Below are 14,305 nucleotides of genomic sequence, written 5' to 3'. Positions count from 1 at the left end.
ATCGGCGCCAACAAGGTGGCGCACGCCCCGGCCGACGGCTACACACTGCTGCTGCATCACATCGGCATGGCCACGATGCCCACGCTCGTGCGCAACAGTCCCTTCAAGGTGGAAAGCGACTTCGAATACCTGGGCGTGATCAACGACGTGCCGATGACGCTGCTCGGCCGGCCCTCGCTGCCGGCGAACAACTACAAGGAGCTGCTCGGCTGGATCGGGCAGAACAAGGGCAAGATCAACCTGGGCAACGCAGGCGTGGGCTCGGCTTCGCACCTGTGCGGCCTGCTCTTCCAGAACGCTGTGAAGACGGAAATGACGCCGGTGCCGTACAAGGGCACGGGCCCCGCGATGACGGACCTGATCGGCGGCCAGATCGACCTCATGTGCGACCAGACCACCAACACCACGTCGCACATCGAGGCGAAGAAGGTGAAGGCCTTCGCCGTCACGACGCCCAAGCGCCTCACGACGCCCGCGCTGAAGGACCTGCCGACACTGGAGGAATCGGGCCTGAAGGGCTTCGAAGTCACGATCTGGCACGGCCTTTATGCCCCCAAGGGCACGCCCGCGGACGTGCAGAAGAAGATCAACGACGCGCTGAAGGTCGCGCTGAAGGACCCGGAATTCATCAAGCGCCAGGAAGGCCTGGGCGCGGTGGTGGTGACCGACAAGCGCATGGAACCCGCCGAGCACAAGAAGTTCGTGCAGGCCGAAATCGCGAAGTGGAGCCCGATCATCAAGGCGGCGGGCGTGTACGCCGACTGACGCACGGCGGTGCAGAGGGTCATCCCTCATCTCGAAATGGGCGCTGCGGGCGCCCATTTTGTTTATGCTCGCGCTCGGAACACGAGGAGACAGCCATGGGTCGCAACTCTCTCTCGCGCCGCACGGCGCTCCTGACGCTCGGCGCGGCCGCATTCGCAACAGGTTCCCGCGCTCAGCCCGCCTGGCCCGCGCGACCCGTGAAGATCGTCGTGCCTTTCCCGCCGGGCGGCACGACCGACATCCTCGCGCGCTCCATCGCGCCCGAACTCTCCAAGGCCTTCGGCCAGCAGTTCGTCGTGGAAAACCGCGCGGGCGCGGGCGGGAACGTGGGCGCGGAGATCGTGGCGCACTCGCCGCCCGACGGCTACACGCTTCTCATGGGTACCGTCGGCACGCACGGCATCAACCGCGCGCTCTACGCGAAGCTGCCCTACGACCCGATCAAGGACTTCGCGCCGATCACGCTCGTGGCGGGCGTGCCGAACGTGATGGAGATGCAGACCGAGAGGGCGAAGGCGCTCGGCATCGACAACGTGCGCGACTTCATCCGCTACGCGAAGGCGCATCCCGGCAAACTGAACATGGCTTCGAGCGGCAGCGGCACGTCGATCCACCTCGCGGGCGAGCTCTTCAAGAGCATGGCGGGCGTCTTCATGGTGCACGTGCCGTATCGCGGCTCCGCGCCCGCGCTCATGGACATGGTGGGCGGCCAGGCCGACGTGATGTTCGACAACCTGCCTTCCTCTCTGCCGCACATCAAGGCGGGCAAGCTGAAGGCTTTCGCGGTGACGAGCCGCGAACGCTCCGCGGCGCTTCCGAACGTGCCGACGATCGAGGAAGCCGCGGGACTGAAGGGGTTCGATGCGACGTCGTGGTTCGGTCTGCTCGCGCCCGCGGGCACGCCGGGCGACATCGTGAACCGGATTCAGCAGGAAGTGGCGAAGGCGCTGCAGGCGCCCGAAGTGAAGGAGAAGCTGCTCTCGCAAGGCGCGATCCCGAGCGGCAACACGCCAACGGAATTCGCGAAGCACATCGAAGCCGAGCACCGCAAGTGGGCCCAGGTGGTGAAGGCGTCGGGAGCAAAGGTCGACTGATTCGGGCGGCTTCGCCGACGGTCTATTCGTCGTCGTCCATCACGTGCAGCATCTGGCCCATCACGCGCGAATCGGGCAGGAATTCGTCTCGCGAGCGCAAGTTGCCGAACTGCTCGCGCATCGCGGGCGGCGGGTAGATGGGCGCGGTGTGGATCACGATCAGCCGCTCGGACGAGCGGTCCACCTGCATCCGTTGCCTTTGCCGGCCGATCCGCTTCAGCTCGCGCATGTGCCGCCTCACGTCGTCGAAGACGGGGTTGCCCGCGATCAGCTCCATCATCGAGCGATGAAGCGTGCGATCGATGATGGGTAGCCCCTCGTCGGGATGTGGCGTGCTGAGGCTGGGCGTGCGCTGCCTGTAGATCTCGTCTTGCAGCCGAAACAGCCGGTGCAGCTTATCGACAAGATCGCGGTCGGGATTGCCCTCCGAGACCTGCGCATTGATACCCCGCTCGATGAGAAGAGGCGCTGTTTCGAAGACCCCCAGGATCAGCCCGAGCCAGCCGGCCGGGCCGAACGGCATGCCGCTTTCCTCCATGGCCGTCATGGCGCGGTCGCTCATCAATGCAAGCAGCATGAGGTTGCCCCACCAGCGAAAACCCATGATGTCGCGAAACACGTAAGGCGGCCTCGATTCGAACAGTCCTCGCAGCACGGACGCGCACGTCCTTTGCACACGGATGGAGGCTACCGCTTCGCGCACTTTCTCCCCGAGAATGCTGCCGGGGATGAACCAGGGGAGATCGAGGAGCGATGCGTCCGGGGCCTCCTGCGTGGGATTGGAGGGCGAGTCGCCGCCATCGGGATCGCCGATGGAAAGCGACCAGTGCTGCGCGCGGGCGGCTGTCGCAAGCGCCAGGATCCACGCGATGGAAGCGATGAATTCGTACACGCCGACCCACAGGTTGATCGCGACGTGCTCGCTGCCGGGCAAGCCATCGAAGGGAGGCGCCAGAGTCCAGTCTCCGCGCTGCAGGATGTTGTCCAGCGTCACCGCGGCATTGGGAACGGTCAATAGCAGCATGCAGACCGCGCGGACGAAAACCATCTTTTCCGTCAGCTCGGGCGATACTTCGTCGCCTTCGGAGTCGATGATCGATACCGCGGGCAGGAGCGGCGCGATGAACCGTTCGAGGACGCCGCGCGCGAACGTGTAGATCACGAGCTTCAAGGCGGCCTCGAACGCCGACAGCACCACCCGGTTGCGAGCGGCGCCGGGCTCGGTGCCCCAGGCGTCCTGAATGGCGCGGGCGAGCGGAAGGAGAATCGTGAGCAGCGCAAGACCGACCGCCACTGGGGTATGGGCGAACCCGCAGGCGCGGTGCCCTCGGGCGCGGCCTTCGTGATCGCGCCGAAGCGTGGTCATCATCGACGAAAAGGCCGGACGCACCATGACGCAGGACGCGACCTCGAAGAGGACGGCCGCCCCGGCACCGGCCAGCATGCTGTTGTTGTCGTCGACGTTGGCAACACCTGTGGACAGGTGGATGACGACCGCGGGATGGAAGGCGTCGTAGGCGAGGTCCGCGATCTGGCGCGCCATGGACGTGCAGCCGATTGTCTTCACCGCGATGCCGGCGGCCAGCCAGATCCGGAAACCGGCCTGCGCAGGTGCGGGGCGCCGTCGCGCCCGCCGCCGGGGGCGGGGGTTCGCCGCTCCGTCCACGCGCACTTGGCGCGCACGCGCAGCAGGATGCGCCGCGAGACGAGGGAGGTTCAAGCGTGGCGGACCCGGAGGGACCTCGGCACGAGCGTCCGGACGAGGCGGTGGCCCGCCGGGCGGGGGAGGGGCTCCTTCCGCGCTAGCCGCGGCGCGCGTGCGCGCAGCCTCGTGGTCGTGGCGGGCCAATGCTTCTCGCACGTCCACCGGCAGCGGCGGCCCCTTTTCTTCGCCATCCGGGAATTGCGAAGGATCGTGCGAGCGATCGTGCGAGGGATCGTGCGAGCGATCGCGGCCGCGCCACATGCCCTCACTCATTCCCGGATGGCTGCGTTCAGGCCGGACCTCCAGCGCCACGTCGGGCGGGCTCGCTCCCCCTGGAAGTTGAGGTGATGGAGAAGGCCCGAACGTGGGACTCGGAGGTGCGTCCCGCAGCATGCGGCGCACGTTGCCCATCAGCGCCGCTCCCCATCCGCCGATGCCTCTTCGAGAAAATGCGTCTCGCGCCAGCGCAGCGCGAGCTCCGCCAGGGCACGGAGCGATCTCAGCAGGTGCTCGCCCGAATGCTGCTCGAACGGGTAAGTGGCTTGCAGCATCACATTGCCGTAGACGGGGTGGATGCTGAAGGCGCTCGCGGGCTCCTGCCCGAGCATCGTGAAGTTGGTCATGAGCAGCCTCCGGAAAGCCTCCGCCTCCTGCTCTTCGGGCGGCGGGCCGAAGTCCACCAGCACGAAGGCGCTGTCAGGGTGCGAATCGACCGTGTGCATGACGTTGACCGTCACGCCGCGCAGCTCGGCCGAGAATGCGGCGCAGCCTTCATCGTCTTCCTCGAGCTCCTGCGGCGCCGTTCCGGTCGCGGCGCAAAAGCTGTCGTAAAGCTCCTGGAAAGTCCTGATCGTCATCCGCTTCCTCCCTGGGCGCGTGTGTGCGCGCCCGCAGCGTTCAGACGCCCCAGACGATCTCGACGCCCGCCTTTCGGCAGCGCTCGAGCATGTCGATGAATGGCAATGCGCGCTGGCGCAGCGTGACGGCGTCGGATTTCGGCACCGCGCGTCCGTTGGCCCGGGCATCGTCGGCGGCGGCCTGCTCGTCGCTTTCTTCCTGTGCGACGGCTTGCTGCAATGCAGCAACCGCGGCGGCCATCTGCTCGGGCAGGATGATTCCCTTCGGCCCCGGATCCTTGCCGATGATCTCGAGGACGCGTCGCCCGTTGGGCTCCAGCATGATCAGGTCGCCGGTCGCCTTCGACTTGAACTTGTATAGCATGAAAACGAGTTTAGCCGTCAGCGGTACATGTAGTCTCGTCTAAACGTATAGTCCCCTTGCGCGCCGCGCAGATCTCTGCCCGACAGTTCGCCGTCGGGGTGCGTGGCGAGGATCTGGTGCAGCGCGAGCCAGCCCTGCTCGAAGCACATCGCGCAGCCCGACAGGTAGAGCCGATAGGCGCGCAGCACCGTGCCCGCGCCCTCTTCGCCATGCGTGGCCGCGAGCACGCGATGCGCCTCGTCGAGCCGGGACTCGAGCGCATCGGACCACGCCCAGAGCGTGCGCGCGTAGTGCGGCCTCAGGTTCTCGACGTCGACCATCTCGAGCCCGGACGTCGCGAGGTCGCGCAGCACGCGGCTCACGTGCAGCAGCTCGCCACCGGGAAAGATGTACTTCTCGATGAAGTCGCCCATGCCCGCGCCGAGCTGACCGGGTCTGAGGCTCCCGGCGGTGATGCCGTGGTTCATGACGAGGCCGCCCGGCTTCAGAAGGCGCCGGATCTTGCCGAAGTAGGCGGGCATGTGCGCCTGCCCCACGTGCTCGAACATTCCGACCGACGCGATGCGGTCGTAGGTCTGGTCCTCCGGGAGGTCGCGATAGTCCTGCAGATGCATGCGCACGCGCCCCTGCAAACCCCTTTCCTCGACGAGGCGGCTGACGTAGGCGTGCTGGTTCTTCGAGAGGGTGATGCCGGTGGCGTCCACGCCGTAATGCTCCGCGGCCCACAGGAGAAGCCCGCCCCAGCCCGCACCGATGTCGAGGAACCGTTGGCCGGGCTCGAGCATCAGCTTGCGGCAGATATGGTCGAGCTTCGCTTCCTGCGCCTGGCCGATCGACATGTGCGAATCGCGGAAATATGCGCACGAATACACCCGCCGCGCATCGAGCCAGAGCGCGTAGAAATCGTCGGAGACGTCGTAGTGGAAGCGCACCTGCTCCGCGTCGCGCGAAGGCGTGTGCGCGGCGAGCGACCTGGCGCGCTGCAGCACCCGAGTCCACCAGCTCGTGTCGCTCGCCACGGGGCTGCCCGGCAGCAGTGCCGCCGCGGCCGCCATCAGGTCGCGCATGCTGCCTTCGATGCGGCAGCGCTTTTCGACATAGTCCTCGGCGAGCTTGCCGATCTGCCCTGCCGCGAGCGTCGCAAGCCCGGACCAGTCATCGAACGAAAGTCTCACGCGGGCATTCGCGGGTCCCACCCGCTGCCCGCCCGGCAGACCCAGCGCGACGGCCACAGGCAGCGCCGCCAGCTGGGCTTCGATCTTCTGCACCAGCGGTTCCATGGCATCCGATTATTCGACAAATTCAATTCGCGTGTGCAGGACACAGGTCGATGCACGATCGCGCGAGCGATCCAGGGACGGATGCCCTTGACACCAATTACTTCAGACTTAAACTATTTAAACCTGTTGAAGAGGAGCCGACCCCGTGGACATGGAAGCACGCGCGCATAGCGAGCACCCGGAGGCGCTGCGCCTGTGGCTGCGGCTGCTCACCTGCACGCAGCTCGTCGAGAAGAAAGTGCGCACGCTCCTGCGCGAACGCTTCAGCACTACCTTGCCGCGCTTCGATCTGATGGCGCAGCTCGAACGGGCGCCGGACGGCCTCAAGATGAACGAACTCTCGCGCCGCATGATGGTGACCGGCGGCAACGTCACCGGCATCACGGACCAGCTGGTCTCCGAAGGGCTCGTGGAGCGCATCGACGTGCAAGGCGACCGCAGAGCCTACCGCGTGCGCCTCACGCCGCGCGGGCGCAAGCTCTTCAACGAAATGGCGCGCGCGCACGAGGACTGGATCGTCCAGGCGTTCGGCGCGCTGCCCGAGAAGGAGGTCGCCACCCTCCATCGCCTGCTCGGCAAGGTGAAGGAGCACGCGCGGGCGCATACGAAGGAAGCGTCATGAACCGATCCGCCCAGCAGGACCGCTTCGCGCACGACCGCCTGCCCTCCCGTGAAGCCTGGCCGAAGCTGCGTTACGACCGGCCCGAGCTCAGGTTGCCGGAGCGCATCAACCTCGTCGACGAGTTGCTCGACAAGGCGGCCGGCAAGCCGTGGGCGCAGCGCCCGATGCTCAGGTCTTCGTCGCTCACGCTCACCTACGCCGAGGCGCGCGAACGCGTCGACCGCATCTGCCGCGTTCTGGTGGAAGACCTGGGCGTGACGCCCGGCAACCGCGTGCTGCTGCGCGGCGGCAATTCGATCGGCATGGCGCTCGCGTGGCTTGCCGTCGTGAAGTGCGGCGCGATCGCGGTCGCCACCATGCCTCTGCTGCGTGCGCGCGAACTGGGCGACATCATCGACAAGGCCGAGCCTGCGCTGGCCCTGTGCGACGCGAATCTCATGCAGGAGCTGGAACTCGCGCAGCGCTCCCACGCCGTGCTGAAGAAAGTCGTCCGCTTCAATGCCGCGGGCCTCGCTCAGTCGCTCGATACGCTCGCACAAGCGAAGGCGGGCGCCTTCGACGCCTGCCCCACGCTCGGCGACGACATCGCCCTTCTGGCCTTCACCTCCGGCACGACGGGCAAGCCGAAAGCCGCGGTGCACACGCATCGTGACGTCGTCGCCGCCTGCGAGGCATGGCCCCGGCACGTGCTGAAGGCCGCGCCCGAGGACATCGTGGTCGGCTCGCCGCCGCTCGCCTTCACCTTCGGCTTGGGCGGCCTCCTGATGTTTCCCATGTGGGCCGGCAGCTCCGTCTATTTTCCGGATGGTCCCTACACGCCCGAGACCATGGTGAAGACGATCGTCGAGCGGGGCGCGACGATCTGCTACACCGCGCCCACCTTCTATCGCGCGATGGCGCCGTTCGCGCGCCAGCACGGCGTCGGGCGGCTGCGCATCTGCGTGAGCGCGGGCGAGGGCCTGCCCGATGCGACGCGCCAGCTCTGGAAGGACGCGAGCGGCATCGAGATGACCGACGGCATCGGCGCGACCGAGATGTTCCACATCTTCATCTCCTCGGGGCCCGGCGAAGTGAAGCGCGGCGCGATCGGCAAGGTCGTGCCGGGTTATGCGGCCAAGGTGGTCGACGACGAAGGCCGCGAAGTGCCGCGCGGCACGATCGGCAAGCTCGCGGTGATCGGTCCCACGGGCTGCAAATATCTGGACGATGCCCGGCAGGCGAGCTACGTGAAGAACGGCTGGAACTATCCCGGCGACGCGTTCGTCGAGGACGACGAAGGCTACTTCTTCTATCAGGCGCGCGCCGACGACATGATCATCACGTCGGGCTACAACGTCGGTGGCCCGGAGGTCGAGGATGCGCTCCTGAAGCATCCCGCCGTCGCGGAATGCGGCGTGATCGGCGAGCCGGATGAGGAGCGCGGCATGATCGTGAAGGCGTTCGTCGTGCTGAAGCCGGGGCATGCCGGCGACGAGCCGATGGTGCGCGCGCTGCAGGAACACGTGAAGTCGATGATCGCGCCGTACAAGTATCCGCGGCGGGTCGAGTTCGTGGCGAGTCTGCCGCGAACGGAGACGGGAAAGCTGCAGAGGTTTCGGCTGCGGCAGATGTGAGCCTGGGGTGCGGCAACCTCCGGGACGCTCCGGATTCCCGCCTTCGCGGAAATGACGGCGGGTGCCCAGAAGGCCACGGCACGATAATCGGCTCATGCCGGCGTATTCCTTCGAAGCCATCGACGCGCAGGGCGAAACGCACAAGGGCGTGCTCGAGGCCGACACCGCGAAAGCCGCGCGCGGCCTGTTGCGCGCGCGCGCTCTGGTTCCGCTCGCAGTCGAGCCGGTCGGGGCCGCCGCGCCGCCCAAGGGCCTGCTCTCGCGGCCGCTCGCTGGCCGCATCTACACGCCCGCTACGCTTGCGATCTGGACGCGGCAACTCGCCGGACTCGTCGGCTCGGGCCTGCCGCTGGAACGCGCACTCACGGCGCTCACTGACGAAAGCGAGAACGAACGCGAACGCGACCTGGTCGCCGCGCTGCGCGCCGAGGTCAACGCGGGCTCCTCGTTCGCCAAGGCGCTCGGACAGTTCCCGCGCGAATTCTCCGGCATCTACGTCGCCGTGATCGGCGCCGGCGAACAAAGCGGCCACCTGGGCCTCGTGCTGGAACGCCTCGCCGACGACCTCGAAGAAGCACAGGCGCTCAAGGGTCGCCTCATCGGCGCGGCGCTCTATCCGGCGATCGTGACGCTCGTGGCGATCGCGATCGTCACCTTCCTCGTCACCTACGTCGTGCCGCAGGTCGCCAACGTGTTCGCGGGCACCAAGCGCGCACTGCCCTTTCTCACGGTCGCCATGCTCGGCGTGAGCGCCGCGATCCGCCACTGGGGCTGGGTCGGGCTCATCGTGCTCGCGGCGGCAGTCTTCCTGTTTCGCTCCGCGCTGAAGCAGGAGCCGTTTCGCCTCGCGTTCGACGCGAGCTGGCTCACGCTGCCGATCGTGGGACGACTCTCGCGCGGCTACAACGCCGCCCGCTTCGCGAACACGCTTGCGATGCTCGCGGCCGCCGGCGTTCCGATTCTCAAGGCGCTGCAGGCCGCGGCCGAAACGCTCGGCAACCGCGCGATGCGCGCCGACGCGCTCGATGCGCTCGTGCTGGTGCGAGAGGGCGCGCCGCTTGCTTCGGCGCTCGGACAGAAGAAGCGCTTTCCGGGATTGCTGAGCATGTTCGCGCGGCTGGGCGAGCAGACGGGGCAACTGCCCGTCATGCTGCAGCGCGCGGCACGCCAGCTTTCCAACGAGGTGCAGCGCCGCGCGATGCAGCTCGCCACCATTCTCGAGCCGCTTCTCATCGTCGTGATGGGACTGGTCGTGCTTCTGATCGTGCTCGCGGTGCTGCTGCCGATCATCCAGCTCAACCAGTGGGTACGATAGGCGACGTGACCCTGCCCACCCTCGAAAACAAGCTGGTCGTCGCGCTTTCCTCGCGCGCCCTCTTCAATTTCGAGGAAGAAAACCGCGTCTTCGAAGCGGGCGATCCCACCGCCTACATGCGGCTGCAGCTCGAACGGCTCGATGCGCCCGCGCAACCCGGCATCGCGTTCTCGCTCATCCGAAAGCTGCTCGCATTCAACGACGCCGGCGCCGAGCGCGTCGAAGTCGTGATCCTCTCGCGCAACGATCCGGTCTCGGGCATGCGCGTGTTCCGCTCCGCCAAGCATGCGGGCATTCACCTCGAGCGCGGCGTATTCACGCAGGGGCGATCGCCCTTTCGCTATCTGCGGCCGCTGCGCGCGCACCTGTTTCTCTCCGCCAACGCCGAGGACGTGGGCGAGGCGCTCGCCGCGGGCTTTCCGGCTGCGCGCGTGCTCACCGAATCGGTGCTCGCCGGCACGAACTATCCGCACGAAGTGCGCATCGCCTTCGACGGCGACGCCGTGCTTTTTTCCGACGAGGCCGAACGCGTTTTCCAGTCCGAGGGCCTCGAAGCGTTCCAGCGGCACGAGCTCAGCAAGGCCACGCAGCCTCTGCCCGGCGGCCCCTTCAAGCCGCTCCTCGCGGCGCTGCACCGCCTGCAGCACGACGGCAATGCCGCGATGCGCATCCGCACCGCGCTCGTCACGGCGCGCAGTGCGCCCGCGCACGAACGCGCGATCCGCACGCTCATGGACTGGAAGATACAGGTCGACGAGGCGATGTTCCTCGGCGGCCTGGACAAGGGCGAATTCCTGCGCGAGTTCGAGCCCGACTTCTTCTTCGACGACCAGACGCGCCACGTCACGCACGCCGCGCAGCATGTGCCGGCGGGTCACGTGACCTCGGGCATTGCCAACCGACATTGACTGGGCGCCGGATCCCGCGCCGTCGGGACCGGCTGGCGCGCGCGATGCCCCGGGCGTGAGGATGCGCCGTCGCTTCCCCCGGGCTTGCGCAAGTCGGCCCGCGGTGACGCACGTGCGACCCCGCACCGTGCACGACTTTCCGGGCTCGCCTATAGTGGAGCGGTCTTCAGGGCGGGGTGAAATTCCCCACCGGCGGTAGGCGGCAGCGGGGCAACCCGGCGCCGCGAGCCCGCGAGCGCTCCACTCGTGTCGCGAGATGCGAAGGAGGTCAGCAGACCCGGTCGAATGCCGGGGCCGACGGTCACAGTCCGGATGAAAGAAGATGCGTGCGCTTGCACGGCCGTCAGGCCGTGGCGCGTGCGTTCTTGCCAGCCTTGAAGCGTTTTTGTTCAACCGACAGGAGCGTTTCATGACACCCACGCTTAGCACCCCACCCACCGCCGAACGCGAAGGCATTGGCCTCGCACCCGTGCCCGAGGTCGTTCGCGCGATCGCCGAGGGACAGCCCGTGCTCGTCCTCGACGACTCGGACCGCGAGAATGAAGCGGACCTCGTCTGCGCGGCCGAGCTCGTCACGCAGGACATCATGGCCCTCATGATCCGCGAGGGCAGCGGCATCGTGTGCCTGTGCATCCGGCCCGAGAAGGCGAACGAGATGCGCCTGCGCCCGATGGTCGAGGTCAACCGCTCGCGCCATGCGACCGCTTTCACGCAGTCCATCGAGGCGGCGTTCGGCGTGACGACGGGCGTGTCGGCCGCCGATCGCGTGCAGACCATCCAGTGCGCGCTGCGCACGACGCTCGAACGCAGCGAAGTCGTGAGCCCGGGGCACGTGTTCCCGCTGGTGGCGAAGGCAGGCGGCGTCCTCGAGCGCGAAGGGCATACCGAAGCCGCGGTCGACCTGGCGATGCTCGCGGGGTGCTATCCGGCGGGCGTACTGTGCGAACTGATGAATCCGGACGGCACGATGGCGCGAGGCGATCAGGTTGCCGAGTTCGCGAGGCGCCACGGGCTGCTGTGCACGACGGTCGAAGACATTCGTCAGCATCGCGCTGCGCAGCAAGTGCGCGTCCGGGGTTCTACCTCGTCTTGACGACGATTCGCCCGCGCACCTGCCCCGCCATCAGCTTCTGCGCGGCCTCGATGGCCGAGGCGAGGGGAATCTCCGTCGTGATCGTGTCCAGCAACTCAGGGTCGAGGTCTCTCGCGAGACGCGACCACGCCTGCTCCCGCGCCGCGAGAGGCGCCATCACGCTGTCGACCCCGAGCAGCGCGACGCCGCGCAGGATGAAAGGCGCCACGCTCGCCGGAAGATCCATGCCCTGCGCGAGACCGCACGCGGCGACCGCGCCGCCATACCGCGTCTGCGCGCAGGCGTTCGCGAGCGTGTGGCTGCCCACCGCGTCGACCACGCCCGCCCAGCGTTCCTTCTGCAGCGGCTTGCCGGGCGACGAGAGTTCGTTGCGGTCGATGACGGCCGCAGCGCCCAGCCGCCGCAGGTAAGGTTCCTCGGTCGACTTGCCCGTTGCGGCCGTCACCTTGTGTCCGAGCTTCGCAAGCAGCGCAACGGCAACCGAGCCCACGCCACCCGTGGCCCCCGTCACGAGCACGTCGCCCTCGCCAGGCCGCACCCCGTGACGCTCGAGCGCCAGCACGCACAGCATCGCGGTGTAGCCCGCGGTGCCGATCGCCATCGCCTGCTTCGCTGAAAACGCGGCCGGCCGGCACACGAGCCATCCGGCCTTCAGCCGTGCGCGGCCCGCGAGGCAGCCCTTGTGCGTTTCGCCGACACCGAAACCGTTCAGCACCACCGCATCGCCTTGGCGCCACAGCGGCGACGCGCTGTCGACGACCGTGCCCGCGCCATCGATGCCCGCGATCATCGGCCAGCTGCGAACCACCGGCGACTTGTTGGTGATGGCGAGGCCGTCCTTGTAGTTGATCGTCGAGTAATCGACGTCGATCGTGACGTCGCCCTCGGGCAAAAAGGCATCGTCGACCTTCTTCAGCTGCGCGCTGAATTCGGGGTCCCGCTCGAGCACTAGCGCCTGGAACATGTCGGCCTCCTGTTGCAAGAGGGGATTGTGCAGCCAGGCTCAGGCCGTGAGGAATTCCTCCGAGAAGAGGCGGAAGTTGTCGGCGTTGGTGGCCGCCTTGCCGGGATGGTTGCGCGCGAGCCAGAGGCAGCAGTTCGGCCCGTACATCGCCTGGCCCTCGATCTGCACGTCGGTCGTCCAGATTGCGTTGTGGGTCACTTCGTGCAGGATCACGCCCGTCACGGAAATCTTCTCGCGCGTGCGGTCCTGCGGCGGCACGCGCGCCGCGTTTTCCCGAATCCGGCGCGCGATGTCGGCTTCGCGCAGCGTGTGGGCAGCCTCGAGCGCGACCTCGTCGCCACCGGCCATGATGGCCTGGCGCAGGTCCTCGAGCGCCGTGGCCTGCTCTTTCTTCATCACGAGGTGGCGCTCGAGGATCGCGTCGTACATCGCGGTGTCGTGAACGATCTGGCTCGAATGCACGGCGGTGCCGTCGAAGAAGTAGTCGCCCAGGCGGATGTCGATGAGCTCCTTGGGCTGCGCGTAGTCCCAGTGCTGACGGGTCGCGACGCCGTACACGGTGTCCAGGCGGACGCTGCCGTCGCGCTCCGTGCGCTCCTCCACCCGGATGCGGATCGATTTCTTGTGATAGACCTCGATCAGCCGCTCGAAATCGGTGGCGACTTCGCGGCGGTTCGCGATTCCGAACCAGCGCGCGTAGTGGCCCTGCGCATCGTCGACGCGCCGCGCGTAGGCGAACGCATGGCGCAGGATTTCGGCGCCGCGGTCCCGTCCGTCGCGCAGGACCCGCGCGACGTCGGCGAAGTGCCTGAGGCCGGCCCACTCGTACACCTTCGAGTCGATCACGATCCCGCCGTGGCGCACCACGATGCGTCGGCAATAGTTCTTGAGGCTGGCGAGAAGCACGCGCCGCGTATGGGCCGCGTCGCTGCCGGGCTCGATCCCCTTGGCGGTCTTCAGCTGGCCGCCGGCGAGGCCGTAGCGCGTGATGAGCACGAGCAGGTAGGCGCGCAACGCCTCGCGAAACTGGGTGATCGCGGCCGACTTGCGAAAGTGCCACCCGAGGGAAAGCTGCTCGCCCACGACGCCTTTGGCGGTGCCGGGGCTTGTCTGCTGCGCGAGCCAGTCGAGCACGCCCTCGTAGCCCTTGTAGAAATCCATGTCGTGGGCGGCGAGCTCGTTCAGGGTGGCAAGCGCGTCGTCGAACCGCTGTACATCCGTTGCGTTCGGCATGATTCCTCTCCTCGGGGCAGTGTAGTGCGCGCCGGGCTTGATTCCGCCCGAAAAACCCTTATGATTAGCACTCGTTGAAGTTGAGTGCTAACGGCAGAGCCTGCCGCCGGACCGCTTCACCGTTAAGAAGCGCCAACTTTCGTTGGCGCTTTGATTTGAAGACCTCTGTTGCAAGCCAAGGAGATGCAATGGCAACGAAACAAAAGCTTCGCCCCCTGCACGATCGCGTGATCGTGCGGCGCCTGGAAAACGAAACCAAGACGGCGTCGGGCATCGTGATCCCCGACAACGCCGCCGAAAAGCCCGATCAGGGTGAAGTGCTGGCCGTCGGCCCGGGCCGACGCAACGACAAGGGCGACCTCGTCGCCATGGGCGTGAGGGTCGGCGACCGTGTGCTGTTCGGCAAGTACAGCGGCCAGACCGTCAAGGTCGAAGGCGACGAGCTGCTCGTCATGAAGGAAGACGACCTCTTCGCGGTCGTCGAGCTCTGAA

14 protein-coding genes and 1 riboswitch are annotated in these 14,305 nt (G+C 67.3%); of the genes, 8 read left to right on the top strand and 6 right to left on the bottom strand.

All coding sequences use genetic code 11. The annotated features are described in order from the left end of the window. A partial coding sequence (locus VHA82_RS10905; protein ID WP_325543427.1) for a tripartite tricarboxylate transporter substrate-binding protein occupies positions 1–765 on the top strand: 765 nt, incomplete at its 5' end. 95 nt (positions 766–860) lie between these two features. Continuing rightward, complete coding sequence (locus VHA82_RS10900; protein WP_325543426.1) at positions 861–1,859, top strand: tripartite tricarboxylate transporter substrate binding protein; 999 nt, start codon at positions 861–863, stop codon at positions 1,857–1,859. A gap of 22 nt (positions 1,860–1,881) precedes the next feature. On the opposite strand, the gene VHA82_RS10895 is transcribed toward VHA82_RS10900, so the two are convergent. From VHA82_RS10895 to VHA82_RS10880, 4 genes are all read right to left on the bottom strand, one after another. Beyond that, positions 1,882–3,426 carry a hypothetical protein gene (locus tag VHA82_RS10895; protein ID WP_325543425.1) on the bottom strand — a complete coding sequence of 515 codons (1,545 nt, stop codon included), beginning with the start codon at positions 3,424–3,426 and terminating at the stop codon, positions 1,882–1,884. Positions 3,427–3,974: 548 nt separating this feature from the next. Further along, entirely contained in the window at positions 3,975–4,421 is a 447-nt protein-coding gene (locus VHA82_RS10890) for a CesT family type III secretion system chaperone (protein ID WP_325543424.1), read from the bottom strand. A 40-nt stretch (positions 4,422–4,461) separates the two neighbouring features. Further along, entirely contained in the window at positions 4,462–4,785 is a 324-nt protein-coding gene (locus tag VHA82_RS10885; RefSeq protein WP_325543423.1) for a DUF1840 domain-containing protein, read from the bottom strand. Between the two features lie 17 nt (positions 4,786–4,802). After that, positions 4,803–6,065 (bottom strand): cyclopropane-fatty-acyl-phospholipid synthase family protein, encoded by a 1,263-nt coding sequence (locus tag VHA82_RS10880; protein ID WP_325543421.1) that lies wholly within the window; start codon positions 6,063–6,065, stop codon positions 4,803–4,805. A gap of 145 nt (positions 6,066–6,210) precedes the next feature. On the opposite strand from VHA82_RS10880, the gene VHA82_RS10875 reads away from it, so the two are divergent. The 5 genes from VHA82_RS10875 to ribB all read left to right on the top strand — a co-directional run bounded on the left by VHA82_RS10875 (position 6,211) and on the right by ribB (position 11,616). After that, complete coding sequence (locus VHA82_RS10875) at positions 6,211–6,687, top strand: MarR family winged helix-turn-helix transcriptional regulator (protein ID WP_325543420.1); 477 nt, start codon at positions 6,211–6,213, stop codon at positions 6,685–6,687. After that, positions 6,684–8,300 (top strand): AMP-binding protein, encoded by a 1,617-nt coding sequence (locus tag VHA82_RS10870; protein WP_325543419.1) that lies wholly within the window; start codon positions 6,684–6,686, stop codon positions 8,298–8,300. Before VHA82_RS10875 ends, VHA82_RS10870 begins: the two co-directional genes overlap by 4 nt. A gap of 94 nt (positions 8,301–8,394) precedes the next feature. After that, on the top strand, positions 8,395–9,615 hold the full coding sequence (gspF, locus tag VHA82_RS10865; RefSeq protein WP_325543417.1) for a type II secretion system inner membrane protein GspF: 1,221 nt from the start codon (positions 8,395–8,397) through the stop codon (positions 9,613–9,615). Between the two features lie 11 nt (positions 9,616–9,626). After that, the gene (locus VHA82_RS10860; protein WP_325543432.1) at positions 9,627–10,523 is read left to right on the top strand and encodes a 5'-nucleotidase; all 897 of its coding nucleotides are present in this window, start codon (positions 9,627–9,629) and stop codon (positions 10,521–10,523) included. A gap of 158 nt (positions 10,524–10,681) precedes the next feature. Then, a riboswitch (FMN riboswitch) is annotated at positions 10,682–10,851 on the top strand. Positions 10,852–10,932: 81 nt separating this feature from the next. Further along, on the top strand, positions 10,933–11,616 hold the full coding sequence (gene ribB / locus VHA82_RS10855) for a 3,4-dihydroxy-2-butanone-4-phosphate synthase (protein WP_325543415.1): 684 nt from the start codon (positions 10,933–10,935) through the stop codon (positions 11,614–11,616). Here the strand turns inward: ribB and VHA82_RS10850 are convergent. Together VHA82_RS10850 and VHA82_RS10845 are read right to left on the bottom strand one after the other, a co-directional pair. Continuing rightward, a complete protein-coding gene (locus tag VHA82_RS10850; RefSeq protein ID WP_325543413.1) occupies positions 11,603–12,580 on the bottom strand; it encodes an MDR family oxidoreductase in 978 nt (325 codons plus the stop codon). The two genes, ribB and VHA82_RS10850, sit on opposite strands and share 14 nt — an antisense overlap. 39 nt (positions 12,581–12,619) lie before the next feature. Beyond that, a complete protein-coding gene (locus tag VHA82_RS10845; protein ID WP_325543411.1) occupies positions 12,620–13,813 on the bottom strand; it encodes a M35 family metallo-endopeptidase in 1,194 nt (397 codons plus the stop codon). A gap of 188 nt (positions 13,814–14,001) precedes the next feature. Here VHA82_RS10845 and VHA82_RS10840 point away from each other — a divergent pair, with 188 nt between their 5' ends. Continuing rightward, the gene (locus tag VHA82_RS10840) at positions 14,002–14,304 is read left to right on the top strand and encodes a co-chaperone GroES (protein ID WP_325543409.1); all 303 of its coding nucleotides are present in this window, start codon (positions 14,002–14,004) and stop codon (positions 14,302–14,304) included. The last annotated feature ends 1 nt before the right edge of the window (position 14,305 follow it).

The sequence above is a fragment of the Ramlibacter sp. genome (assembly GCF_035548915.1).
Taxonomy (GTDB): Bacteria; Pseudomonadota; Gammaproteobacteria; order Burkholderiales; family Burkholderiaceae_C; genus Ramlibacter.
This window is presented reverse-complemented; position numbering and strand designations above follow the sequence as displayed.